Below are 23,850 nucleotides of genomic sequence, written 5' to 3' on the forward strand. Positions count from 1 at the left end.
ACCGGAGAGACCATGGAATCGCCCGCGACCCTGGCCGCCCACGAGCTCCTGGAGGAGCGGCGACGGCGCGGTGAACGTGCGTACGGTCTGGCTTTCGGGGAGGCGGGGCTTCCCGTACATCCGCTGCTGCGCGCGGAGTTGGCCGCCGCCGCGGGACACAACACCTACGGCCCGGTCACCGGCGACGCACGCCTGCAAGCGGCAGTGTCCGGCTACTGGTCGCGCCGCGGCATCGTGGCCGACCCCGATCTCGTCGTCATAGGACCTGGCAGCAAGCCCCTGTTGTACGCACTTCGTGTCGCACTGCGCGGCGACGTGATCCTCCCCCGTCCCAACTGGTTCGGGTACGCGCCGCAGACCGCAATGCTGGGCGGCCGCAACTGGACCGTCCCGACTCCGCCTGGCGAAGGCGGCGTACCTGACCCGGAGTTGGCCCGGGAGGCGGTGGTCCGCGCCCGGGCCGAAGGACGGCACATCCGCCAAATCGTCGTCACCATCCCCGACAATCCGACCGGTTCGCTGCCCAAGCCCGAGACCGTACGCGAACTGTGCCGCGTCGCCGAGGAATGGGACCTCGTCATCGTCTCCGACGAGATCTACCGCGACCTGGTGCACGAGGACGGCGCCGAGCTGGTCGGCCCGGCGGAGATCGCACCCGACCGCACGGTGGTGACCACCGGGCCCAGTAAGAGCCTGGGGCTTGGAGGATGGCGCCTCGGCGCCGCGCGGTTCCCGGACTCACACCTCGGGCACCGGCTGTGGAAGCGCGTCAGAACCTTCGCGGACGAGGTGTGGTCGGCTCCCTCGCATCCGATCCAGGTGGCCGCCGCGACCGCGTTCGACGAGCCGGACGAGCTGGTCGAACGAGTGCGCCGCAGCGCGCGGTTGCACGGCCGGATGGCCGGTGCCGTGGCCGCACGTTGGCTGTCCTGGGGAAGCCTCGACTACCTGCCCGAGGCGGGGTTCTACATCTACCCGCGCCTGGTCGAGCAGGCCCGGCGTCTCGCGCGGAACTGGGACGTCCGCACGGGTGCCGACCTCGCCGACCTGCTGCTGATGCGGCACGGGATCGGTGTACTGCCCGGTGAGGTGTTCGGCGACAGCGCCGAGGACCTGCGGTTGAGGATCGCCACGTCGCGGCTCTACGGCACCGACGACGAGCAGCGCACGGCCGCGCTCGAAGCCGCAGACCCGCTCGAACTTCCGTGGATTTCTCAGGCATTGGACTTCTTCGACGATGCGCTGACCGACCTGTTCGCGGTACGGGCCGACGAGGACTGAGCGCGGGACCGCAGTGCCGCGTGCCGGGAGGCCGCGGCCCTTACCGCCGCCTCCACTTCGGCGCAGCAGCGCCAGGCGAGGTCCGCTGAGCGGCGTGGGTCGGCGTCGTCTCCGGCACCCTTGCGGAAAGCATCCTGCTCGACGACCAAGTCGCTCTCTCCATAGACCAGTTCGCCGTAGAACCGCGCGAGCAGAGACAGCGCCTCCCCGGCCTCTGCACCGAGCCTGCGTCGTCCGAACGCGACGACCTCGCCGGTGGTCAGGGTGTCGGTACGCGGCATGCCCACCCGGCGCAATTGATCCTCCGCCTGCGCCCAGGCACCACGGACGCGCTGCTCGGGGCTGCCTCTCGTCCGCCGCCGTCGACGCCAGGCGCTGCCCGTCGCGGGCACAGCCACCACCAGGGTCGTCGCCGTCGAACACGCCGCCGCGACCGCCGCGGCCCACAGCCACCACGGCGTGCCGGGCTCGGCGTCCTCGGCCGGAGCGGCTGCGCCGTCGCGTTCCGCCTCGCGGATGCGCGCATCCGCCTCTGCACGGTCCGCGGGGGCGGCTTGCTCCCGCGGCGTGGCCGGGGGCGGGGGAGCCTGTGCCGGGTTCTCGGGCGGCGCGGGAGCGGTGCGGGCGGTCTGCGACTGCTCCGGGGTCGGGAAGAAGGGCACCCATCCGATGCCCTCGAAATGGACCTCGGCCCAGGCCAGTACGTCGCCCGCATGTACCTGGACAGTCCCGTCGACGGCTGGGGACGAGCGGAAGCCGACGACGACGCGGGTGGGCAGGTTCAGCGTGCGGGCCATGACCGCGAACGCCGCGGCGAACTGCTCGGACGTACCCTGCTTTGTGGACTCCAGGAAAAACTGGAGGTTGCGGTAGCCATGACCGGGGACGGCGGCCGGGGCGTAGGTGTATTTCGTGCGCAGCCATTCGGCCAGGCGCAGCGCCTGCTGGTAGGGGAAAGCGCTGCCTGCGGTGGCTGTTTGAGCCTGTTCGCGCAGCGAAGCGACTGCGTCGATCACGGTGCCGGCGGCGTCGACGAGCGGGATGTCGGTGTTCTCGGGATCGTCGGCGACCGGGGCGTACTGGATGTCCTGCGGTTCGTGGACGGGTACGGCCGACTCGACGGAGTAGTGGGTACCAGGGCTGAACTTCGCGGTGCTCGCGACCACTCCCGCGTCGGCGTCCACAGCCAACTGCACGCTGCCGTCTTCCGGTTGGACCTGTGTTGGGCGTTCGGCGGTGGGCAGCCAGGGGCCCGGGAGCTTGTCCAACGTGATCTCTTGCGCCACATGAATGGACTTGGGTGCGGCTTCTCCGGCCTCGGGGATTCGGCCGCCGGTTGCCTCAAGTCGGGTCACCGGGTGCCACGAGACGCCGTCGTACCGGTCGAAGACCGTGAGCCGCCAGAGCTGTTCAGGCGTTGCATCGGGAGTCGAGACACGGAACATCGGGCGATGCGGGTCGGCCAGCCATGCCGAGATGCGGTCCAGCGGGTTGACCCCGACGACTTCCGTACGCTCCCCGGCACTCACCTGGCCGCGCAGGTCGACCGCATGCCGTGAGGTCCCGGGCAGGGCCGTCGAAACGGCCACCGCGACCAGGGCGAGCACCACACCGGGCGCGACGGCCCCGGCGACGCGTGGCGTGATCCGACCCGCCTCGGACGGCGCCCGGAGGAGTGCGAACACGCAGGCGGCGACGACGGCGAGGACGGTCACGGGCGTCTCCGTGGCTGCCCCGCCGACGACTACGAGGGGTACCGCGGCGATCGTCAGAGCAGCAGGGAGAACGGCCGTGATGCGCCCCCGACCGCGCAATGCCAACTCGGCCCCGCCGAAGGCAACGGCCCAGACGTTGGCGAACACCAGGATGAGCAGACCGGGTTCGGGTCGCGCCGGAAGGATCGTGCCGAGCAGTTTCTGCGGGGCGTCGACGATGGACGCCCCCATGTCGCGCACGAGTTCAGGGGTCGGCAGTGCTCCCGCTGCCGCGCTGTCGCGGTAGACGACCAGGGAGGCGGCCACCAGCCCGGCCATCAGACCGAGGGCCGTCGCCGTCCACAGGGGGTAACGCAGCAGGCGGGACACCAGGAGCGAGAGCACGACGGGCGCGACCGCGGCGGCGGTGACGACGGGCAGCAGAGCCCGCATCCCGAAGGCAGGGAGGTAGGCCATTCCGGCACACCAGGCGAGCAGCGCGATGGGGATGAGGTGCCAGGCGGGGAATTCGCCTTCAGGGGAAACCGCTTCTTTCGGGGTGTGGTCGTGAAGGGTGTCGGATCCGGAGTCACTGGGGTCGGCTTCGTTTGGGGGACCTCCCGGCAAGGACGTGACTACATCCGTCGTTTGGGCACTCACTTGGCGCCCGTCCGGCCCCACACGCCCGGGAGGTCGTCGATGTCGACGACTGTCATGATCGCGGAACTACCCGCTTTCAAAGGCGTGTTCGGCTCGCCGCCCGGGGTATCGGCGCGCACGACGACGACTTGGTCGAACGCCTGCCGCACCGGAGCGACCAACTCGGCCGGTGACGTGTCGGTCCGCGTGCCGGTGACGATCACCAACGAGCCCCCGGCCCGTGTACGCGCGAGCGCGGCGAGGGCGTCCGCGATGGCACCCCCGGTTCGCCCCTTGGCCGCGCTGCCCTGGAACGCGTTGCCCTTGGCCGCGCTGCCCGTGCGCGCAGCGTCGGCGGACTCCGGACGTACGACGGCCAGCGCGTCGAGGACGGCGTCGGCGTCCGGCATCGCGCCGATCGGCAGCCGGCTCGTCCCGGCCTGGACGCGTACCGGGAAGCCGCGACGGGCCGCCTCGCACGCCACGGACGCGCAGATGTCGACGGCGAGTTCGAAGGCGGTGTCCGGGCGGCTGTGCGCTTCGGGACCCGATGGCCAGGCGTAATGAGTCTGTTCGGTATCGAGAAGGACCGTGGTGTGCGGACGGCTGACGTCCGCCATTTGACGCACGATCAGCGTCCCGGTCCGGGCGGTGGATCGCCAGTGCACGAGCCGCCTGTCGTCCCCGGGGACGTACGCGCGCAACGCGTGGAAGGCCGATGGCGCGCTGTCCACAGCGTTCGACGCGGTCCCGTCGAGGTGTGGATCGCGGCCCGACGCGGGCACCGGCAGCGGGACGGTGCGCGGGCGTACGACGACCGTCTCCTCCGCCCCGAACCGGTGGACCCGGCGGCACAGCCCGAACGGGTCCACCGCCACGATGTGCAGCGGCCCGGCGGTGATGCGGCCGCGGTGCGGAGTGGGCACGCGGTAGCGAACCGTGCGTTCGGGGCGGGTGTCGGCCGGGAGGGGGACGTCGATGCCGGTGCCCCCGCAGGAGTCCGCGAGCCGGAGGCCACGGCGGACGCGCCGACCGGTGGGCGTGAGCGTGACGGTGGCGGTCGTGCCGCGTCCGCGTTCGGCGCGCGGCGGGTCCACCCGCCGGTGCGCGGTGACGCCGGGTGCGGGCAGTGTCCACAACGCGGCAACGGCGAGCGTAAGGAATCCGGCCACGCCGAGCGAGACGGGTTCGGGATAGCCGACCGCCCATCCCGTCGTGAACAGCCCGCCGGAAACCGCCAGTAGGCCGAGCCCGGCGCGCGTGGGTGCCAGACGCCCCCGGGCGCGTGCAGCAGGGTCCTGACCAGGCATGCCCCTCCTCGTCCAGCCGAGCGGTCCGGTCGAGCCACGGCGGGTCGGCTGCGGCGGAAATCCACCTGGGATCGACAGTAGGGGCGTTCATGTGGCGGTGGACATACAGATTGCGTCTATCCACTTTGCGTCTTCAATCGGCCGAACGTCGACCTGGTGCGTCACTCGGTTGAAGGGAGTTCTCGCGAAGCCCTTCTGGGCCCGCCGCGTTCACGCGCGACAGGCACACAGCGAAATCTGGGGAGGTGCATGATGCCGAAATTTGGAGAAGCTCCACCTGCCTCCGGTACGTGCAACGCGGTTTCGCGGGGGAACTGCGTTGTGCCCGGATCCGCCCTCGTCTGCGCGGACGTCTCCGACGTCGACCGCGCGGACGACGGCTCGGTCGTGGTCCCGTCCGACCACGACACCGAGTACATCGGCGCCCTGACCACGTTCAGGGACCACAGCCAGGCACTGCGCTGGCTCGTCCGCAGAGTCGCCGAAGACCTCTGCGGCCGCGCGGCGTTGATCGACCTGTCCGGCTCGCAACCACGCACGGTTGTCGGCGAACTGGGGGACGCACACGTTCCGTTGCCCGATGCGGCGGTCGCCGCGCGAAGGCGCGCCGGCGGTTCGCCGGTTGCCACTGTCACGTCGAACGGACGGGTGCTCCACATGGTTCCCGTCGGCGACGGAAAGCCCGAAACGATGCTCGTCGTCGCCGACACCGTGCGGCCGTTCCGTGAGATCTGGCCGACCATAGCGCGCGCCGCCGGACTCATCGGGGTGTACGCGCGGGCCCAGCGCGCGGAGCACGCCGAACAGCGCCTCGGCGACGTGGGCAGCCGACTCACCGACGCCGTACGGCACTTGCTCTGCGCCGGGAACACCGGCGCGGCCCACCAGGTCGCGGCGGCGATGGGCAGAACCCTGCCGGACCCGGTCCGGCTGGCCGTGCTCGAAGGACTGCCGCGTCAGTCGCGCGAACGGTTCCACCGCAACCCGGAGGTACTGGGGAAGTCCATCTGGGCCTTCCGGGCGACCGCGCAACACGCGGCGATCATGCTGCTCGCGGCGGAGGAGGACCGCGAGGACCTGGAGGCGCTGGTGGCCCGGATATCGGCCGCCGGCGGGTGCCGGGTCGGGATCAGCGATGTGGTCGCGCTGCGCGAGACCGGCTCCGGCTACGAGCAGGCGCTGCACGCGCTGTACGCCACCCCGGTGGGCTCGGGCGGCGGGCCGGAGCGGTTCGAGTCGCGGACCAAGCTCACGCATGTGCTCGGCCCGGCGGCTCGGGGGTGGGCGTACAACCTCCTGCGCCCGCTGCTGACGTACGAACCACCGCGCCGGGGGGCGCCGGACGCCGACGAACTCGTGCGTACGGCGCGGGTCTGGCTGCGCCTGGCGCAGTACGCCTCGCGGGACCTCGACATCCATCGCAACACGGCGCGCGAACGGCTGCGTCAGATCGGCGAGTTGGTGGGCGCTGACCTGAACCGTGTGGCGGACCAGGCGGTTCTGGCGCTGGCGCTTCGGATCTACGAACTCTGGCCGGACGACGGTGCGTTGACGGCTCCGGTGGTCGGCCTCGAAGAGCTGCTGGACATGCCGGAGGCGGTCAACTGGGCACGGCGTCAACTGAAGCCGCTGTTCTGGCAGGAGTCGGACATGGCGCTGGAGACGGTGCGGACGTGGCTCGCGAACGATGCGAGCGTCGCGGGGACAGCACTGCAACTGGGGGTCTCGGCAACCGCGGTGCGCAAGAGGCTGATGCGGCTGAGCCGTGATCTGGAGCGCTCGCTGCTGGAACTGCCGGGAACGCGCCATGACCTGTGGCTCGCGTTGTTGGTGCACGACAGGGCGCTTGCGCGGGAGTCCGGATCGGCGGGGCCTCCGGTGCCGCGGGTCCCTCGGGACCTGGTGCCCGATGGTCCGTCCAACGTGAGCGTTTCCTGAAGCGGATAGACGCATGGCCGTCCCGGAGGTGATCTGGGGGATCACCGGCGCGGTTTCTCGTGCGCGCCGACGACGCGGGGAACAAGGTGACGACGAACGAAGAACGCGATTGGTCCGCCGAGGATCCGTACGCGGACTGGGAGTTCCCCACGCCGCCCGAGTGGCTGCCGGAGGCGGAGGAGGCGGTCCGGGCGGGATTGGCCGCCGCGGGGGCGGCCGCGAGGGCGGCCGGGGATGAGGCCGGGGGTGAGTCGGCGGGGGAGTCGGATTCGGAACCGGCCTCTGAACCGGCCTCTGAACCGGCCTCTGAACCGGCGTCGGAACCGGCGTCGGAACTGGTGTCGGAACCGGCGTCGGAATCCGCGACGGGAGCGGAATCGGAGCCCGAGAGTGATTCGGGGACCGCGGCCGCATCGGCGATTCTGACGAAGTACGCCACGTTCGGTCCTGCTCCCTCGGCGCCTGAGCCGGGGGAGCAGGAGGGAAGCCGGGAGGCCGCACTGCGGCCTCCCGGGGGTCCGGTTGTGCCTGTGGTTCCCGTGGACCCGGTTCCGGCGGTCGATCCGACCGATTCATCTGATCCGGTCGAGCCGGTCGAGCCGGAGGATGCGGTCGACGCGGTCAGGAAGGTCAGGACGGTCGCGCCGGATTCGTCCGAGGGTTCCGCCGAGCCCGATGAGTCCGACGATCCCGCGGATGCGGACGACGAGGACGACGAGGACGACGAGGACGACCGGCCCTGGACGTTCGTCGGTCTCGGCATCCCGGACCCCGACGCCGCGTCCGGCGGGGACGGGCCGGAGTACACGTACCCCGGCGGCGTAGGCGCTGCCGGCCTGGTCCCCGGCGGCGCCGCGCCCTTCCCCGACGACGGGCCGACCCTCCCCGGCCAGCACTGGTTCGAGGACGACACGCGCCGCCGTCCCTGGGCGTTCATCGCCCTCGGCGTCTCGCTGCTCGTGCTCGTGGGGGTGATCGTGGCGATCGTCGTGGGCCGCGGCGGGGGCAAGGGGAGCGAGACGAGCAAGCGGCCGACGGAGTCGACCACGCTTCCCGTCCAGGCGATGCCGTCCGAACCGGCGAACATGCGGCCGGTCCCGACGGACCTTCTGTCGGCCCTGGCTCCCCGGGACGTGGCCGCCACGGTGTTCGACGGGGAACTCATGGTCGCGTGGAGCCCGCCGAGAAGCGCTGAAGCCGTCAGCGGATACCTGGTTACCGTGCAGACGCCCGACGGGCGCGTCGAGGGCGATCCGCTGCATGTCGCGAGGGGGCAGGACTTGACCGCGTTCTTCGACGACACCGACTTGTGCGTGGTCGTGACGACGGTGGTCAGCACCGCAGAAGGCGGATGGGAGGTGGCCCGGGGGGAGCTGGTCTGCCCGCGTCCGCCGACCACACGTCCGGCGACGATCCGTCCGACGACCACCCGTCCAGCGGCGTCACCTTCGTCGCTGCGCTGAGCTGAACGTCCGTCCGGTGTCCTCGTCGTCCGATTCCGACTCCGTCGCTGCGGAGTCGAGATCGGACGTCGGACATCACACGAGCGAGGCGATCTTCCCGAGCAGGTCGACGACACGCTGCTGGACGTCGTCGCGCGTCGAGCGTTCGGCCAGGAAGAGCACCGTTTCGCCGGTCTGGAGGCGCGGCAGGGCCTCGGGGGCGATGTCGACCGTCGTGTAGACGACTATCGGAGTCGAGTGCAGGCGCTGGTTGTTGCGCAGCCAGTCGACGATGCCGAGGCGGCGCCGGCGTACCAGCATCAGGTCGAGCACCACGAGGTTCGGCTCGACGCTGGACGCCTTCGAGACCGCCTCGCTCTCCGAGGTGACGTGGACGACGTCCATGCCGCGGCGTACCAGCGAACCGGTGAACGCGGTGGCGATGTCCTGGTTGGCCTCGACCAGCAGGACGCGTGAGGCGTGCGCCGCGCTGTCGGCCGGCGCGAGCGAGCGCAGCAGGACGGCTGGGTCGGCGCCGAACGCGGCGTCGCGCGTGGCCTGCATCAGACCCGCGGTCACGAGCACCGGGATGTGCGCGGCCGTCGCGGCGGTACGCAGCGATTGCAGTGCCGTACGCGTGATGGGCCCGGTCAGCGGGTCCACGAACAGCGCGGCCGGGTGTGCCGAGGTGCTGGCGTCGACCTCTTCGCGGGAGCGCACCAGGACGGGGTCCCAGCCGCGGGCCGTCAGCGCACTGGACGTGGGGCCGTCGGGGGACGGCCAGACCAGCAGTCGGCGCGGACGGCCGTCGGCGGTCGGGGCGACCATCGGCGGGTAGTTCGGGTCCACGGCGGCGAGTTCGCCGGGCGGAGGCGTGTCGACGTCGTAACCGGCCGGGAGGTGCGGGGGGAACTGGCCTGGTTGCTGGGCTGGTTGGGTCGGGCCCGGGTTCGGCTGGGGCGGCAGGGCGTGTGGAAGGGCGTGCGGCGGGGCGTGCGGAACGGCAGCGGGCGCGGCCTCCGGCGCGGGTGCTTGGGCAGGCACCGCCTGAGCGGGCGCGAGTTGGGCGGCCGCGGCTTGCAGGGCCTGGTGCGCGGCCTGCGCCGACTGGCCTTGCTGGCTCGCCTGTCCTTGCTGTCCTTGCTGTCCTTGCTGGCCCGCGGGTTCGGCGGGGTGGTGCTGGTGTCCCGGGTGGCTGTGCGGGTCCGGCTGCGCGGGCTCGCGAACCGTACCCGGGTGGGGCGCGGCGCCGGGTGTGCGTTGCGGGAGGTCAAGCGCGGACATGCCGGGGCCGAGGCCCTGGCCGGAGCCGAGTTCGCCGTCCGCGGGTGCGCCCGGGCCGTACCCGGTCCCGGGGAACGGCATCGTGACGCCTTGGTCCTGGCCGCCCTGAATGTGGGTTGGACCACGACCGTGTGCGTTGCCGGGCGGCGGCGCGAAGGCGCGCATGGCCCCGGAGTTGCCTTGCGGCGGCTGCGGCTGGGGCTGCGGCTGTACGACGGCGTCGCCGTACGCGGGCGGGAGCGCGTACGGCCCACTTGCCCGCTCGTCGCCACGCGCCTCGGACTCGGCGGCGGGCGGCTGTTCGTGGCCGGGCTGACCCGGCTGGCTCTCCGGCTGTTGGGCCGGGGCCAGGGCGCGGCGGCGGCGCCCGGTGAAGGGCGTGCGCGGTGCGTCGGGTGCGGGGTTGCTCGTACCGGATTCCGCGGCGCCCGGTGCGGGCGGCGGGGCCGTCGGCATGGGCGGGATCGGCGGGGGAGCGGTCGGAGTCGCCGCGGGGTTCGGCGTCGCGGACGGCTCGCCGGGGGCGAACGGTATGTGCGGCATCAGGGCCGTCGGCGCGTCCGCGTCCGGTCCGGGGGCCTGCGGCAGGCCGGGCATGTCCAGCAGTTCGGTCGGGGCGAGGTCGGGCTGCCCGGTCCGGTCGGGCCGGTCCTGCACGCTCGTGGAGCGGCTTCCGGCACCGGGGTTGCCCGGGCGCGACTGCGACGGTATCGCCGCGGGGGGCGTCGACATCTGGTGCCGGGCGCGCGCCATGTGCGGCGTGTGGCGTCCGTTGACCTTCGCCGGTACGCCCGGCTCCGCCTCGTCCGGCTGGCCGACTTCGGCGTCGGCCGCGCCGTTCTCGGGTAGACCGTGCTCCGTGCGGCCGTGCGCCGCCTGGCCCTGTTCGGCCGCGCCGCCGTGTCGTGGGCCCGCCTGTCCCGGATCGACCCCACCGCTCGGGCCCGCGGGCAGGGCCATCGCGCCCTGGGAGTTTGCGGCGTTCCCGGAGTTACCGGCGTTCTCGGGGCCTTCGGTGGACGGCAGCGCGCGGCGCGCCGCACGGCGTCCGCCGGAAGCGGGGACCAGCGGGACGCTCGGAGCGGTGCCGGGAGGGGCCGTCGACTCACCGGCCGGAAGCGCGATCGGCTTCGCGGCGGCGGGCAGGGACGGGGGCGTCGCGGCGGGCGGGCCTGCGGGATCGGCGGGCTCAAGTCCCGTGCCGTTGCCCGTCCCTGTGCTCCCGCTGCCGTCCTTCCCGGCGTTCGCGTTTCCGTTCTCCCCGCGGGCGGCGGGCAGTCGGGGCGTCGAACCGCCGTCGTTCGCGGGCGCGTTCCTGCCGGCGGTGTCGCTGCCGCCTGTACCCCCGTCGGCTCCGGCTCCCGACTTCCGCCCGGCGTGCTCGTCCGACTTCTCGCCCGACTTCTCGCCCGACTTCTCGTCCGGCTTGTCCGCGGGCTTCGCCGCCGCGGTGCCGGGGCGTACGGCTGGCGAGGTCCGGGCGCGCTTGCGAGCGCGGGCGCGTACGTCCTTGCCCTCCTCGGCCGCGTCCTGCGGACGCGCCTTTGCCGCCGCCTCGTCGTCGGCGGGCAGCTCGACGACGTACGTGCTGCCGCGTCCCTCGACCGCGTGCGACTCGACCGTGCCGCCGTGCGCCTCGATCACCGAACGGGCCAGCGGCACGTGGACGGAACTGCCGCGGCTCGCGGGGCCGCGTACCTCGATGCGCGCCTTGCCGCCGCGCTGCGCGGCCGCGACCACGACCGTCGAGCCCTTGGGACCGGCGCCCACGGTGTCCGCGATGAGGTGGCCCAAGGCCCGCGTCATCGCGTCGACATCGACCTGGACGCCGACCGCGGCGGCGGTCACGGTGAACTCCACCCCGGCGGCGCGCGCCGGATAAGTCACCGTCTCCAGAGCGCGGTCGAGGAGGTCGTCGACGGTCGCGGCGGTGCGTTCGACACCGTCCTTCTTCTCGCCGCGCTGGTGTTCGAGCACCTCGCCGGTGAGGCCGGCCATCTCCTCCAACTCGCCGGCGACTTGCCGTACGACGCGGCGCGCGCTCGGCCCCAGCTCGCCGATACTGCCGTCGGCCAGGGTCTTCAGGCGGGCGCGGGAGGCCTCGATGCGCGCGAGGAGCTCGGCGTCCAGCAACTCCGCCAACTGCTCGCGGTGCTCGGCCAGCGTGCGCTCGCGCGACGTGTCGGTGAACGTCATCACCGCGCCGACCACGGCCTCGCCCAGCAGGATCGGCGCCGTCGTCATCTCGACCGGTAGGGGCTCGCCGTCGCCGCGCCACAGGACCTGGTCGCGGAGGCGCTGCTTGCGACCGGTCTTGAGCGTCACCAGCGCCGGACAGTCGTCCGGCGGCATCGGCGTGCCGTCGGCCTTCTTCGGCTGCAACAACTCGTGCAGCGACTTGCCGCCCAGGTCGCTCGCCCGATGCCGCAGTATGCGCGCCGCGGCCGGGTTGACCAGCACGATCGAACCCTCGGCGTCGATCCCGACGATGCCCTCGGACGCCGCCCTCAGGATCATCTCGGTCTGCCGCTGCTGCCGCTGCAACTCCGACTCGACGTCCACCGAACCGCTCAGATCGCGCACCACGATCATGAGCAATTCGTCGTCGTACGCCCCCGGCAGGTTCGCGCTCGTGACCTCGACGGGCATCAGCGAGCCGTCGGTGCGGCGCGCCGTCATCCGGGTGGGCTTGGTCCGCGTGTCCGACGCGTCCATGGCGCGCACGGACCCCGGAATGCGGCTGCGGTCGAACGTCGGCAGCAGGTCCAGCAGTCCCCGCCCCACGATCGGCGTGCCCGGGGCCTCCAACGCCTCCAGCGCCATCGCATTCGCGTTGACCACCGTGCCGTTGCGGTTCACCAGCAGGAGCGCGTCAGGCAGGGCGTCGAGTATGGCGGCGAGGCGAGCAGCGCCTCGGGATGGCCTGCTGCTCACGAAGCGCGTACCTCCTCAACGTCCCCTGGACTGTGCCGACGGCTCATCCTGCCCGTCCCCCCGGAGGCATGTCACGACCGACTATCGCATTCTTTTTGCCCCAGCGTTGACCGGGCGGGTAATCTATCCGCCGTCGGGATACACCGATGGAGGCTTCGCCTAGTCTGGTCTATGGCGCCGCACTGCTAATGCGGTTTGGGTAACCAACCCCATCCCGGGTTCAAATCCCGGAGCCTCCGCACTTCACGGCCCGTCCGGTCCAACCGGACGGGCCGTTCTGCGTCCTCATCCCGCCCCCCTCGGCAACCACCCGGCCACCCCCGGCACCCACCCCACCCCTTTCACGCCGTTCATCCCCCATCGCCCCATTCACCCCGTCCCCCCTCATCCCCGCCCCACTCCATGTGATCTATGCCGCACAACCCCCACTTCCCCCCACCCCCACCAAACCCCCCGTTTCGCTCTAAGCGAACACCCCCGCGACCCTTCTGCATCCCCCAGCACCAACCCACCCCGCGCCCCCGACCACCCAACCCGCAACCTTCGCCCCTCCCCGCCAGGCCCCAGCCCCTCCTCGAACCCCCTCCTTCAGCCGCTCTCCTCAACCATCCGACTCGCCCTCACCGACCCCCAAAACACCCCAAACTCCCCCTCCCGTCCCCAGTCACACAATCGATTTCAGCCCCGGCTCCAGATCCTGTATTGTTCTTCTCGGTTCACCGACCGGCGCTCGTAGCTCAACGGATAGAGCATTTGACTACGGATCAAAAGGTTGCAGGTTCGAATCCTGCCGAGCGCACAGCAGCTCAGAGGCCCTCTCCCCGGTTGTGGGAGAGGGCCTCTTGCGTTGTTATGTCCCCGCGTACAGCAGCGAAGTACAGCAACGCCTACGTGAGTTGATCGCCCAGCTTCTTGAGCGCCGCGCGCGTGTCCTCGCTCGGGACGTGGCTGTACACCTCCATCGTCACCGAGATCTGCGAGTGCCGAAGGATCTCCATGATCACGCGCGGATGTACGCCGAGCGCGACCAGCAGTGAGCCACACGTGTGGCGCGTGTCGTGCAGTTTGATCGGCCGTACGCCAGCCTTCACGCACCGAGCCGGGAACATCCGCGTCAGGTTGCTCGGCTCGATCGGCGTCCCGTACCGCGTCGTGAACACCAGCCCGCGCGCGTCCTGCCACAACTCGCCCGCGCGCTCCTTGGCCCGCTGTTGCTCCTCGCGCCGGAGCTTGAGCGCCGTCACGCAGATGTCAGGCAGGGGGAGTGTGGCCTCCGAACTCTCGGTCTTGGTCTCCCGGTGCAGCAACTCCCCGCCAGCGCGCTGGAGCTGACGTTCCGGCGTGAGTTCGCCGGCGTCCAGGTCGACCAGGTCCCAGGTGAGCCCGAGGACTTCCCCGCGGCGCAGGCCAAGGACGAGTACGAGGATCCACGCGGCATAGAGCGAGTCCCGCCCGTTGCGCGCGTGTTCCAGGAACCCCTTGGCGTCATCGACCGTCCACGGACGGAACTTCCGCTTGCGAGGCTTGGACACGGGGACGAGCCCCGCGACGTTCTTCGAGATCAACTCCTCTGCGATGGCGTGGGTCAGCGCCGCCCGCAACGCATCCCGTGCCGCCTGGATCGTCCGTTGAGACGGGTACTGCTGGCAGCACTGCCCGATCGCACAACACCGCCGACGACGTTGCGGGTTGCGGTGCTCTTCGGGACGCTTCGCATCCTTTCCTTGGGCACAGCACTGGCACGTAGCGCGCAGCGTGTTCAGCCACGTCCGAACGTCCCGCACCGTAAGCCTGTTGATCTTTTTCTTGCCGATGTGCGGAGTGATGTAGAGGCGCGACGAGCAGTCGTACGCGATGTACGTCAGAGGCGCCCGATCCGGTTTGACGATCTCGGCGAGCCAGTAGGAGAGGTACGCCTCAACCGTGGGGGTCGATGTGGGTACGACACCCTTCGACGCCTGCGCATGGAGTGCGACCCACTTTTCGTGCACGATGTCGCGCGTCTTGCCGTAGACCCACTTCCGGTCGCGGGTCCCGTCCGGCTTGGTCACCCAGACGTACGCGGCAAAGCTGTTCCGGTACGGGAAGATCGACCCTTCGCCGTTGTCGCGCTTCTTGGTCATGCGACCCTCCCCGGCTCGACCTCACGCGCCAACTGCTCCACGTACTCGTCAACCCAGCGCGGCAGGATCCGCCGCGAACCGCCGTCCTTGACCGACCGAATGCGTCCCTGGGCGACGAGCATTTTGGTCTTGGACACGCCGTAGCCGAGCATCACCGCGACCTCCGCGACGGTGTGCCACCTGCGTTCGATCACCATCACGCCGCCACCCCCGTGGTTGCCGAATTGTCGAGCTGTCCGTCTGCCGCTGCTTTGGCCGCGTCGAGTGCGGCGCGCCAGCGGACGCGTTCGGCGACCGCTCGTAAGAGGCGATGCGAGATCGAGGGCACGTCCGGGTCAGAAGGCCGTGCGTGTTCCCAGACGTAGCGGTCCGCGTTGTCGGTGCTGTCCGCCGCCTCGCCGACCAGGTCAAGAACCCACGCGCGCCGCTCGTGCTTGTGGTCCGCGAGCGTCTTCCCGGACCACTTCCGCGAGACCAGGACCCGCCGACCGCCGTAGCCGAGGTGCGTTCGCCGATGTGCCTTGGCCTTGCAGTGCCCCGGCCGCAGACCGTCCCGGGCGTTCTTGGGTTGGACGCCGTACCGGAGCCAGTTCGCGCACGCGGACGAGCACGGCTCGTACCGCAGCACGTCCATCAGCCGGTCCACGTGCGCCCGTTCGGCATCGCTCGCCGGCTCGTGGCACTCGTGCGCGGACTTGTTGAGGTACTTGGTTAGGTAGCCGATGCACCGCCGCGCGTCTGCCGACCCGACGAGCACGCCCTTCGCGTCGATCTGGACCCCGAACCGCGCCACGTGGACTGGTTCCGCCGCCTCGTCCGCGTCCAGGTCGTCGAGCGCTTCGTCCCACGTCGCGAGTGCCGCACCCGACTCCGGGTCGCGGTACGTCTCGTGCTCGTGATCCCAAACGGGCACCACGTCGCCGTCGTAGACGGGTTCGTCGCAGGGTGGCCACCACACCTGGTGGTACGTGGCCGCCGCGACCTGCCGCAGCTCTGCCCGCGACACCGTGCCGCGGATCGCCAGGTGCACGTGCGGGGCAAGCCGCCGTTGCGGTTCGACCGCGGCGAAGTACTGGACGTCGAAGCCGACGAAACGGCGCAGGTTCTGCACGAACCGATCGACCAGCTTCGAGAAGTGCAGCGCGTCCCGAGCCGCTTGCCGGTAGCGGTACTTCGCTGCGTCGACCGGTGTGCCGTCGGACCGCACTCGCCCGTACGAAGGGAGCGTGAGCGTGACGAACAGGGAGGGCCGGAACGTCTTCCCGTCCGGCGCCGTGTACGCCTTGCCGACCGTCCGAGCGTCGACCGGACGTCGAGGCAGATCGGCCGCGTCCTGGCGACGCCGCGTCGACCGCACCCGCCGCGAAGCCTTGTCCGGATCGACCTTGCCGCGCACTCCCGCCCGCTCGATCTCCTCATCGACCGCGACCAGGTCCGCGGCGAGCTGCTCGCGTACGTCCCCGCCGGCCGCATCGTGTTCCTTCGTCAGATCCGCGCGGATCTCCGCCAACCACGTCTGTGTCTGGGTCGGTTCGTCCGCGGTGAGGTCTGGTTCCTCGGTCAGGTGCCAGCCCTCGCGGCACTGCGCCATCCGAAGTCGCCGCTTGCGTTCCGCGCACGACGGGCAGGCACTGGCCAGTGTCGCCCCGCAGGGCACGTCCACGATCTCCACTTGGCCGGTCGTGATGTCGGTGCGGCGCAGCGCCACGGGCCGGATACACACTCCGTGTTCGAGGGCGGCGGCCCGCACGACCTCCTTGGCGAAGGGCATGCGGGCCCGCTCCACCCGCGACAGATGCGCATTCATCGCGGGCCCCCAGGCGGGAGGTGCGCCCACACCGAGACGCGATGCCCGTGTACGGTGCCGTGCACTTCGCGGTGCTTGTGCGGCCCGACGTAGTAGCCCTCCGACTCGTACGAGGTCACCGACGGGTCATCCAGCGCCAACGCCCACCGCTCAAGTTCACCGGTATCTGCGCCCGGCAACTGGCCCTTGATCGACCACCGCTCGGTCACGTGCGACCAGTCGACGTGCAGGCCGACCAGCACCGGCAGGCCCGGACGCGCCGCGACGAAGTCCGCGAAGCACCGCAGCACCACCGCGACCCGCGCCATGTTCACCGCCGAAGGACGCCCGCTCATGACGCACCGCCAGCCGGGAAGTCACGCACCATCGCCGCGATGTCGGCATCCGAGACGTAAGCCGCCCGTACCCGAACCGGCTCCGGTTGTGTCTCCCGCTTCACATAGCCGACACCGGCACCGACCTCAGGCAGCGGCGAGATCAGGTCCGCTGTCGCCCCGCGGTCGCGTGCTCCGGTCCCCAACACCATGTCAACCTGCGTCGGCTCATCCAGGCGCAGCGCGATCCTGTCGGGGAACAGGTTGCGGAGGTTCATGACCTCCTTACGGGGATCTTGGAGCGCGCCCAGGACGCAGAACCCGACCGAGCGGCCCTGACTGGTCAGCGTGGCTATTGCCGCGTCCGCGCGCTTCCGCAGCTCCCGATCCGGCTGGTACGCCGTCAAGAACGCCAACTCATCCACGATGACGACAACGAACGGGCAGTCCGGCGAAGGCTCGTGCTTACGGACCACACCGGCGAATCGGTCGGCGCGCGCGGACATCTCACGCACCGCGTCTTCCAACATCACGACCATCTCGGTCGGATCCGAGGAGTACCGCTGAAACAGCGCCCGCCCGAACGACAGCTCCATCCGCTTCGGGTCCAACGCCCACAGCTCCACCAGACCGGCCCGCGCCGCAGGGAGCAGACCGCGCGTGACGCCCCACAGGACTGAGCCCTTGCCGGCCCCGGTGACTCCCGCGACCAGGACGTGCGTGCCGTGCAGCCGCAGCACCCACGGCGACCCGTCATCACAGCGGCCCAGCTCGACCGAGTCATAGCGCGCGGTTGGCGTCTTGCTCGGCTCCCGATCCCGGATCCCCGGCAGGCTCGGCATCCGCAGCTCGACCGGCCCGAACGGTTCATCGAGCGGATCCGAGATCCACGCTCGCAGGTCCACGACACCCCGGCTCGGCGACGTCGCATCCACCCGGAACACCCGCCAGGTGTGCGCGATTCCTTCCGTGTGATCCGATACGTCGCCCGGAATCTGCCCCGGCAACAGCTGTACGCGGACCAGGAATCCGCCCGGCAGACGCTTGATCCGCCGGATCGTCGGCCATGCGTACGAGAACTCTTCGTTGATGCGCTTGATCGGATCCTGCTGCCACACCCCGATCGCCTTGGCCAGCAGCGGCCAGCCGCGCCGCACCCGCCCCGCGAACGAGAAGAACCACCACCAGGTGAGCGCGACCGCAGCGCCGATGAAGACCGCGGCGACGAGGAACGAGCCGCGCGGTCCGAACCGCAGATCCACCGCCAGGTACAACACGAACAACGCACCCGCGACGTACGCGGGTTTGCGCCAGTCCACGCCCTTGGACGTGTGCATGATTGGGATACCCCTTCAGAGATCGTCAGGTCTGTTGATCGGGAGCGATCCCGGTGCCAGGGAACCGCCAAGTCACTCGGCACCGGGATCGCGTACGAAGTCGCGGGAACTCAGCCCGCCTTGCTCGCGGCCTTGGCCGCCATCGGGGCCCGCAGGCCGACCGCGCGGAACGAGTACGCCAGCCGACCGGCGCCGTTGACCCACGGCGTGACCGTCAGCCCCTCGAACTCCACCGGCCGGAACGGCAGCCCCGGCAACTCCTCCGGCAGCACCGGAGCCACGGACGCCGGGATCTTCACCTTGATCGACCCCTCCCGCGCCTCCGGATCCGGGTCGGACACCGTCACCGCCCACATCGGCAGCCCCGACGCCTTGTCCCGCGCCTGAACCTGCACGCCACCCTTCGACGCCTCGAAGTCGTTCACCGGCTCGACCTTCGTCGCGAACGCCCCCACCGGGAACACGTCGCCGAACGCCACCGGAATCGCACCCTTGATCGCCATCTCCGCTGGTCTCCCTCCAGCTCAAAAGGCACCGAGTACTTACTAGATGCCCACCTGTAGTACGGGTGATATTCAGGATGGCCACCTGTAGTACAGGTTGTCAAGCTGTTAGAAGTGCGGGAAGCTGACCAGGACCCGAGAGCCGCAAGCAGACGGAGAGCCGCCATGGCCGAAGTGGGCAAGAAGCCCCGGTACCGCGAGATCGCCGACGCGCTCCGCGAGCGGATCTTGGACGGCACCTACGTGGCCGGCCAGGCACTCCCCGGCGAGGAGGTACTGGCGAAGGAGTTCGGCGTCACGCGCCCGACCGTGCGCCAGGGCATCAGCGAGCTTCGAGCAGCCGGATTGGTCGCGGCATCGATGGGACGCGGCACCTTCGTCCGCTCCCCCCACGCCCGCCCGACCATCACACGCCCCCGCGGCCTGCGACGCGAGCAGGACGGCCGCTACATCGAGGCCGACGCGATCCGCTGGACCGTGCAAGGCGACCCAATCGCCACACGCACGGATGCGCCACTGGCTCTCGCCGACCTGTTGCGCGTGTCCCCCGGCGAACCGCTGTTCACGTACGACGAGATCCACACCGCCGAGCACGGCCGCCTACGCCAGACTCACCGGACCTACGTTCCGTTCTCGACCCTGGTCGGCACCAAGTACGAGGACACCGCACCACCCCCCGCCCCCGCACTGTTCACCGAGCTTGAGGCGGCTGGCCACGAACTCCACTGGGTCGAGCACCTGCGCACCCGCATGCCTATGCCCGACGAGGCGACAACACTCCGCCTAGCCGAGGGCGTTCCGCTATTCCAGGTTCTCCGGGTCACCCTCAACCAGCACGAACGCCCGCTCGCCTTGGAAGAGTTCAAGATCCCGGGCGATGACCTGGAGATGACCTACCGCTTTGGTTCGGCGTGACTCAGCCACCTCGGTTGGCAGACGTACTCCCCGACCTGTGCGCGCAGATCTGCCAGCTCCTCCGCGAGGAAAGCGAACACGAAGTGGCCGCGGTCTTCCCGCACCTACCGTTCCTTGGGTGGTGCGAGTGCGGAGACGACTTCTGCCAGGGGTTCCACACGGCGCCGAAGCCGGAGGGGGCGTACGGCCAGGGACACCGCATGCTCGCGCTGTGGGGCCCGGGACACATCAACCTAGATCTCGTGCACGACACCGTCATGTACGTCGAAGTGCTCAACCGCCCCGACATCAAAGACGCGTTCCAAGCCACCTGAATCTCAGTGCAGCGCGAACCCCCTCCCGTTCTGCCGACGGGAGGGGGTTCGCTGTTCCGACTCGGCACGGCACGCCGGGGGAGCATGCGACGAGTCGGAGTCTGTGGAGCTAAGCCGCGCGTTGCGCCATCTCGGCGCACAGCCCGCGCGTGAGCAGTTCGGCCAGCTGCGCGACGACGTCCGCGGGGACAGAGCCGAGGTTCACCAGNCTGTGGAGCTAAGCCGCGCGTTGCGCCATCTCGGCGCACAGCCCGCGCGTGAGCAGTTCGGCCAGCTGCGCGACGACGTCCGCGGGGACAGAGCCGAGGTTCACCAGCCCGTCACCGTGCACGTTGACGTCCGCCTTGAGCGCGCCGAAGCCGACCGCGAGTCCGGCCGCCATGAGTACGCCCGCGAGTTCGCGTGTGGCGTCGTCCGCCGCGTTCCACCCGCGGACGTACGGGATCCCTTCGTGCAGGATCTCGGCACGCGGCGCGCAGGTGCGTTCGTTGTCGGCTGCGATGCGCATGAACTCGACTGCCCTTCAGCTTGATTCGTGATGCGTGGACGAGGAACGCTCGCCGTCGGCGAGCCCCAACGCGATCAGGGACGCGATCCGCTTGACCGCCGCCGGAGTGGTGCGCCCCAGCTCTACGAAGCCGTGGCCGAAGGCGTTGACGTCGGCCCGCAAGTACGGCAGGTGCTCGGCCAGGTCAGCCGCGATCAGCACATCCCGCAGCAGCGCCGTCGCGTCGCGTGCCTCGTACCAGGCCGACGTGTCGATGGGCGACCACGACGCCGCGTCCGGCAGGTTCTCGTCACTGGTCACCGTCGCCCTCCTTCGACTCCGCGGCGAGCCGATGAGCCGCCGTCGTCAGGTGGCCGACGAGCATGACGATGGCTCCCGCGCTCAAGTCCGGCGCCGGCCGGGGCGGGCACAGCCACTGTTGGCGCGCCCCGACCTCAGCCAGCGGTCCCGGAATCAGGACGTAGTCCCCCAGCGCGAGGTACCGGTACGCGAAGCCCCGGTGCATCGAAGCGATCGTGTCCGCGAAGAACTGCGCACCGCACGACGCGATCAGGAACGCCACCTTGCGCGTCTTGTGGTCGATCACCGTCGGGAGCGCCGGGGCCGTGATCCGCCGGTACCCGTCCAGCGCCCGGATGCCCAACTCATCGGCCACCACCACCGCATCGAACGTCTTGCCGGTCGCGAGCAGTCGCGGCACCGACGGTTGCGCGAGCCAATGCGTACGGCACTCGGCAGCATCGTCGGCCGCGGAGGTCAGCCACTTCGGGGCACCGCGTACGGCCTGGGCCGCCCTTTCCGTTTGGCGCTGCGTCATGTGGAGTCTCCCGAGCCCGATGCCCGACGGACGATCCGTCCGGGCACCTCCACCATCGACGCGGCACCACCCGCCCCCACAGATGACAAGGGGTGACAGCAGATGACACGGCCGTGTCACCCCAACCCCTTTGACTGGTTTCCCACTGCACCGGGAAGATGTCCGCACACGTGGGCCGCAGCCGCACGTGCCGCTTCGGGGGAGGCGATCAACGGTGACTGGCTCACCGACCTACCGGCCGGAACTCCTACGCGCCGAAAGAACCCGGCGCGGCTGGACACAACCCAAACTCATCTACGCGTTGCGGCAGGTCGCCGCGCTCGAAGGCCGAGTCCTGCCGCCCGACGCCACCATGAAGCGCTACGTCGCCAGGTGGGAGAACGGCCACGCCTACCCGGCCGAGTACGTCTCCTTACTGGTCCAGGCGTACGACACCCCCGCCGACGCCTTGGGACTTGCCGACCCCGCGACACCGGAGGCAGCACCGCCCGTCGACTACCCCGGCACCGCAGACGAGAGCATCGACGCCATCGCCAGCCTGTGGCGAGCCGACCTCGCCAGCGCACAAGGGCTGTTGGCCGCAGAACCCGATCTGAGCGCGTGGCACTCGGCACCGCTCGCATGGCTGGTCTCCGCCGACGGCACCCCACTCCCAGGAGCCCGAGTACGCAGCCAAGTGGGCATGGCCGACGTCGAGGCCGTACGTGCCACGGTCGACATGTTCGTCGACATGGACAACCGCTTCGGAGGAGGACACGGGCGCCGCTCGCTCATCCAGTACCTGGACTCCGACGTACGCGACCTGTTGGCCGCACGCTCCACCGAACAAGTCGGCCGAGCGCTGTTCTCCACCGTCGCCGAAGGAACGCTGCTTGCCGCCTGGATGAGCTACGACTCGGGCCATCACGGACTTGCGCAGCGCTACTTCGTCCAGGCCCTCCGGCTCGCCCAGACCGCCGACGACCGCCGCTTGGCCGGGAGCGTCCTGTCCGCGATGAGCCACCAGGCGACCTTCCTCGGCCGGTACGCGGAAGCCGCCAACCTCGCCCGCGCCGCCGTTCTTGGCACCCAGCGCCATGGCACCGCGACCATGACCGCGCAGTTCCACGCGATGGAGGCCCGTGCCCTCGCCCGGCTCAACGATCAGGCCGGCTGTTCCCGGGCCCTTGCCGAAGCGACGTCCATCTTCGAGCGGCACAACCCCCGCGAGGACCCCGAGTTCATCAGCTACTTCGACCAGGCCGAGCTGTCCGCCGAGTTCGGACACTGCTTCCGCGACCTGGAGCTACCGGGGCAGGCCACCACCTACGCCGAAGAATGCCTGGGCGGCACCGACGGCTCCTACGTCCGCTCCGACTTCTTCGCCACGATGGTCCTGGCCGACGCCCTCCTCGACCACGGCGAACCCGAACTGGCGTGCCGCGCCGCGATGCAGGCCCTAACCCTCGGCCGCCAACTGAAGTCCGCCCGGTGCGCCGCCTACCTGGGCGAGTTCCGCACACGCCTCGACCGTTTCGCGGGCAACGCCACCGTCGCCGACTTCATCGAGAACGCCCGCACACACCGCCTGTGGCAGACCACCTAGCCCGCAGCTAGAACGGCTTCCATCCACGCCGATCGCCGCCGGTCCGCAGATCCGAGACGCGCCGCCGGACCTCCGCCGCCGCCTGGTCGTCGTGCCCGGCATTCTGCGCCAGCCACACCACCATCGACAGCTCCCGGATATCCGCAAGGACCGGGTAGCCATACCAGTTCATGACATCGAACCCGTACGCCCGCACAAACGCCTCATACTCGGTCCGCGTATGCCAGCCGAACCGCTCGAAGTACATCGCGGTCTGCGTCAGGTCCCACTCCCGCGGCCCCAGCTCGAAGCCGTCCAGGTCGATCAACACCGCACGCCCGTCGTCGCCGACGAGCGCGTTGCCGACGTTCGCGTCTCCATGGATCATGCCGAACGGCAACACGAACTCCAGCGCGTCATAACGCTTCTGCGCCGCCTCCGCACGCTCCGCCAGGAAAGTCCGGTCGTCCTCCGAGAGAGTCGTCAGCTCCCCGAGCCGCCGCATAGTCGGCCCAAGCGGATCCATGTACGGCAGCCCCAGCGACGCCGGCTCCTCCAGCCAATGCAGCCGCCGCACCAACTCCGCGAACTGCACGACATCCGCGTACCGTTCCTCGGCCGCGACCAGCTCCCAAAACGTCACCACGCGTCCGTCGACCACCGCCGGCTGACGCACCCCAGGCACGACCCGCACCGCCGGATACTCGACCTCCGCCAGCCACCGAGCCACCCCGACCGTTCGCACGTGCTCATCAAGCCGTTCCGCAGACCGGCCGATCCGCACCACCACCGGCCCCGCCAACCGAAAGACCGCGTTCTCCCCCAGCCTCAACAACGACGCACCCGCCGCATCCAACCCCGCGTCCGCACAAGCGGCTTCCAACACCCCCGCCGCATACTCCGCCGTGAACGCCGCCTGCGACTCCCCGCTGTCCGCCATACGGAGGACGCTACCGGCCGCGGTTCCCCTCACGCAGTCCGAAGAACGCCGCCGCCGGTCCGTGGACGCGTACCGCGCCGATCGACCTCCGGTCATCAGGCGTTCCCGACCTGGGTGCCCCCGGCTGCGGCCTGAGTGCCACTCGCCGACGCGTGACGCAGTCCCGGACAGATCAACTGCCGAATT

General features: G+C 70.4%; 19 protein-coding genes and 2 tRNA genes. 8 read left to right on the forward strand and 13 right to left on the reverse strand.

Annotation, left to right across the window (positions count from 1 at the left end):
- The first annotated feature begins 12 nt into the window (after positions 1 to 12).
- On the forward strand, positions 13 to 1,281 hold the full coding sequence (locus tag ACRX5S_RS08650; RefSeq protein ID WP_436772194.1) for a pyridoxal phosphate-dependent aminotransferase: 1,269 nt from the start codon (positions 13 to 15) through the stop codon (positions 1,279 to 1,281).
- On the opposite strand, the gene ACRX5S_RS08655 is transcribed toward ACRX5S_RS08650, so the two are convergent.
- On the reverse strand, positions 1,215 to 3,656 hold the full coding sequence (locus tag ACRX5S_RS08655; protein WP_436772195.1) for a transglutaminaseTgpA domain-containing protein: 2,442 nt from the start codon (positions 3,654 to 3,656) through the stop codon (positions 1,215 to 1,217). The two genes, ACRX5S_RS08650 and ACRX5S_RS08655, sit on opposite strands and share 67 nt — an antisense overlap.
- Complete coding sequence (locus ACRX5S_RS08660) at positions 3,632 to 4,924, reverse strand: DUF58 domain-containing protein (protein ID WP_436772196.1); 1,293 nt, start codon at positions 4,922 to 4,924, stop codon at positions 3,632 to 3,634. Before ACRX5S_RS08660 ends, ACRX5S_RS08655 begins: the two co-directional genes overlap by 25 nt.
- Before the next feature lie 321 nt (positions 4,925 to 5,245).
- On the opposite strand from ACRX5S_RS08660, the gene ACRX5S_RS08665 reads away from it, so the two are divergent.
- Together ACRX5S_RS08665 and ACRX5S_RS08670 are read left to right on the forward strand one after the other, a co-directional pair.
- Positions 5,246 to 6,862, forward strand: a complete 1,617-nt coding sequence (locus ACRX5S_RS08665) for a PucR family transcriptional regulator (RefSeq protein WP_436772197.1) — start codon at positions 5,246 to 5,248, stop codon at positions 6,860 to 6,862.
- A gap of 524 nt (positions 6,863 to 7,386) precedes the next feature.
- The gene (locus ACRX5S_RS08670; protein WP_436772198.1) at positions 7,387 to 8,325 is read left to right on the forward strand and encodes a hypothetical protein; all 939 of its coding nucleotides are present in this window, start codon (positions 7,387 to 7,389) and stop codon (positions 8,323 to 8,325) included.
- A 75-nt stretch (positions 8,326 to 8,400) separates the two neighbouring features.
- On the opposite strand, the gene ACRX5S_RS08675 is transcribed toward ACRX5S_RS08670, so the two are convergent.
- Positions 8,401 to 12,522, reverse strand: a complete 4,122-nt coding sequence (locus ACRX5S_RS08675) for a PAS domain-containing protein (RefSeq protein ID WP_436772199.1) — start codon at positions 12,520 to 12,522, stop codon at positions 8,401 to 8,403.
- Positions 12,523 to 12,670: 148 nt separating this feature from the next.
- Here ACRX5S_RS08675 and ACRX5S_RS08680 point away from each other — a divergent pair.
- Positions 12,671 to 12,761 (forward strand) — tRNA-Ser (locus ACRX5S_RS08680).
- Between the two features lie 487 nt (positions 12,762 to 13,248).
- Positions 13,249 to 13,321, forward strand: a tRNA-Arg gene (locus tag ACRX5S_RS08685).
- Between the two features lie 88 nt (positions 13,322 to 13,409).
- Here the strand turns inward: ACRX5S_RS08685 and ACRX5S_RS08690 are convergent.
- From ACRX5S_RS08690 to ACRX5S_RS08715, 6 genes are all read right to left on the reverse strand, one after another.
- Complete coding sequence (locus ACRX5S_RS08690; RefSeq protein ID WP_436772200.1) at positions 13,410 to 14,645, reverse strand: site-specific integrase; 1,236 nt, start codon at positions 14,643 to 14,645, stop codon at positions 13,410 to 13,412.
- On the reverse strand, positions 14,642 to 14,842 hold the full coding sequence (locus ACRX5S_RS08695; protein ID WP_436772245.1) for an excisionase family DNA-binding protein: 201 nt from the start codon (positions 14,840 to 14,842) through the stop codon (positions 14,642 to 14,644). Before ACRX5S_RS08695 ends, ACRX5S_RS08690 begins: the two co-directional genes overlap by 4 nt.
- On the reverse strand, positions 14,842 to 16,416 hold the full coding sequence (locus ACRX5S_RS08700) for a replication initiator (RefSeq protein WP_436772201.1): 1,575 nt from the start codon (positions 16,414 to 16,416) through the stop codon (positions 14,842 to 14,844). The genes ACRX5S_RS08695 and ACRX5S_RS08700 overlap by 1 nt, the downstream gene beginning before the upstream one ends.
- Positions 16,417 to 16,448: 32 nt before the next feature.
- The gene (locus ACRX5S_RS08705) at positions 16,449 to 16,787 is read right to left on the reverse strand and encodes a hypothetical protein (protein WP_436772202.1); all 339 of its coding nucleotides are present in this window, start codon (positions 16,785 to 16,787) and stop codon (positions 16,449 to 16,451) included.
- On the reverse strand, positions 16,784 to 18,103 hold the full coding sequence (locus ACRX5S_RS08710; protein WP_436772203.1) for an FtsK/SpoIIIE domain-containing protein: 1,320 nt from the start codon (positions 18,101 to 18,103) through the stop codon (positions 16,784 to 16,786). The genes ACRX5S_RS08705 and ACRX5S_RS08710 overlap by 4 nt, the downstream gene beginning before the upstream one ends.
- A 110-nt stretch (positions 18,104 to 18,213) precedes the next feature.
- Positions 18,214 to 18,606 (reverse strand): plasmid replication, integration and excision activator, encoded by a 393-nt coding sequence (locus tag ACRX5S_RS08715; protein WP_436772204.1) that lies wholly within the window; start codon positions 18,604 to 18,606, stop codon positions 18,214 to 18,216.
- Between the two features lie 165 nt (positions 18,607 to 18,771).
- Between ACRX5S_RS08715 and ACRX5S_RS08720 the strand changes: the two genes are divergently transcribed.
- The gene (locus tag ACRX5S_RS08720) at positions 18,772 to 19,521 is read left to right on the forward strand and encodes a GntR family transcriptional regulator (RefSeq protein WP_436772205.1); all 750 of its coding nucleotides are present in this window, start codon (positions 18,772 to 18,774) and stop codon (positions 19,519 to 19,521) included.
- A 14-nt stretch (positions 19,522 to 19,535) separates the two neighbouring features.
- Positions 19,536 to 19,835, forward strand: coding sequence for a hypothetical protein (locus ACRX5S_RS08725; protein ID WP_436772206.1), 300 nt, complete (start codon positions 19,536 to 19,538; stop codon positions 19,833 to 19,835).
- Between the two features lie 217 nt (positions 19,836 to 20,052).
- Here ACRX5S_RS08725 and ACRX5S_RS08730 read toward each other — a convergent pair whose 3' ends face one another.
- From ACRX5S_RS08730 to ACRX5S_RS08740, 3 genes are read right to left on the reverse strand one after another with little or no spacing between them, the layout of a single operon-like run.
- Entirely contained in the window at positions 20,053 to 20,343 is a 291-nt protein-coding gene (locus ACRX5S_RS08730) for a hypothetical protein (RefSeq protein WP_436772207.1), read from the reverse strand.
- Between the two features lie 15 nt (positions 20,344 to 20,358).
- Positions 20,359 to 20,643 (reverse strand): hypothetical protein, encoded by a 285-nt coding sequence (locus ACRX5S_RS08735; protein WP_436772208.1) that lies wholly within the window; start codon positions 20,641 to 20,643, stop codon positions 20,359 to 20,361.
- Positions 20,633 to 21,160: a hypothetical protein gene (locus ACRX5S_RS08740; RefSeq protein ID WP_436772209.1), complete on the reverse strand. Its 528-nt coding sequence runs from the start codon at positions 21,158 to 21,160 to the stop codon at positions 20,633 to 20,635. Before ACRX5S_RS08740 ends, ACRX5S_RS08735 begins: the two co-directional genes overlap by 11 nt.
- 214 nt (positions 21,161 to 21,374) lie before the next feature.
- On the opposite strand from ACRX5S_RS08740, the gene ACRX5S_RS08745 reads away from it, so the two are divergent.
- The gene (locus ACRX5S_RS08745; protein WP_436772210.1) at positions 21,375 to 22,745 is read left to right on the forward strand and encodes a helix-turn-helix domain-containing protein; all 1,371 of its coding nucleotides are present in this window, start codon (positions 21,375 to 21,377) and stop codon (positions 22,743 to 22,745) included.
- Positions 22,746 to 22,752: 7 nt separating this feature from the next.
- Here the strand turns inward: ACRX5S_RS08745 and ACRX5S_RS08750 are convergent, their stop codons facing one another.
- Positions 22,753 to 23,664 carry a phosphotransferase enzyme family protein gene (locus ACRX5S_RS08750; RefSeq protein WP_436772211.1) on the reverse strand — a complete coding sequence of 304 codons (912 nt, stop codon included), beginning with the start codon at positions 23,662 to 23,664 and terminating at the stop codon, positions 22,753 to 22,755.
- Between the last annotated feature and the right edge of the window lie 186 nt (positions 23,665 to 23,850).

Source organism: Yinghuangia sp. YIM S09857 (assembly GCF_051388915.1).
Taxonomy (GTDB): Bacteria; Actinomycetota; Actinomycetes; order Streptomycetales; family Streptomycetaceae; genus Yinghuangia.